The following is a 1,010-nucleotide window of genomic DNA, read 5'->3' as shown; positions in this document are numbered from 1 at the left end:
GGCGGCAGTGCCAGCCAGTGCACCGGCCGCGCCGATGCCCCCTACCCCGGCAGCGGCACCGGCCAGGCCTGCGCCTGGCGCAGCCCGGAGACCGCGCTGGCCAACATCGCCGGCGGCGACACCGTGATCATCGGCGCCGGCAGCTATGCCATCGGTGCCAACGGCCTGACCCCGGCCGTGCCCAGCGGCACCAGCTCGGGCCGCACCCGGATCCTGGGCAAGGCCGGCACCCGGCCGAAGCTGGTCGGCACCAATGCCACCCATCGGGTGATCAACCTGCAGGGCAGCTCGCACGTCGAGATCGGCAACCTGGAGATCACCGACGGCAGCGACTGCGTCTTCAACCATTCCGACGCGGGCGTGGCCTGCGGCTCGGGCGACGCCTATGCCCGCGCCGGCATCTACGCCAGCGCCTCGCGCGACGTGTGGCTGCATGACCTGGACATCCATGGCCTCGGCAGCCGGGGCATCCAGGCCGGCGGCCTGGCCGACTGGACGGTCGAGCGGACCAGGATCAACCGCAACGGTGCGGTGGGCTGGAACGGCGACATCGGCAGCGGCAGCGCCAACACCGGCAAGATCGTGCTGCGCGAGGTCGAGATCGGCTGGAACGGCTGCGGCGAGCGGGTCGACACCGGCGCCGCCTGGGCCTGCTGGGGCCAGAAGGCGGGCGGCTACGGCGACGGCCTGGGCACCGCGGCCTCCGGCGGCCAGTGGGTGATCGAGGACGCCTTCGTCCACCACAACACCTCCGACGGCCTGGACTTCTACCACCTCGATGGCGGCGACAACACCAGCGTGGTGATGCGCCGGGTGCACGCGGTGGCCAACGCCGGCAACCAGGTGAAGATCACCGGCACGGCGCTGGTGGAGAACTCGGTGCTGGTCGGGCACTGCACGTACTTCCGCAACAGGCACTTCATGCAGGACGGCGACCTGTGCCGCGCCTACGGCGCGACGCTGCGCCTGGTGCTGACCGGCAACGACACGGTGGTCGTGCGCCACAACAC

General features: G+C 71.7%; 1 protein-coding gene. It reads left to right on the top strand.

The window, feature by feature from the left end; genetic code table 11:
• The coding region (locus ACYU7H_RS12080) for a hypothetical protein (RefSeq protein ID WP_460815070.1) at positions 1-1,010 on the top strand (1,010 nt) is incomplete at both ends.

Source organism: Luteimonas pelagia, from assembly GCF_054776035.1.
Note: the sequence above shows the minus strand (reverse complement) of the source record. Positions and strands in the feature narration are given on the sequence as shown.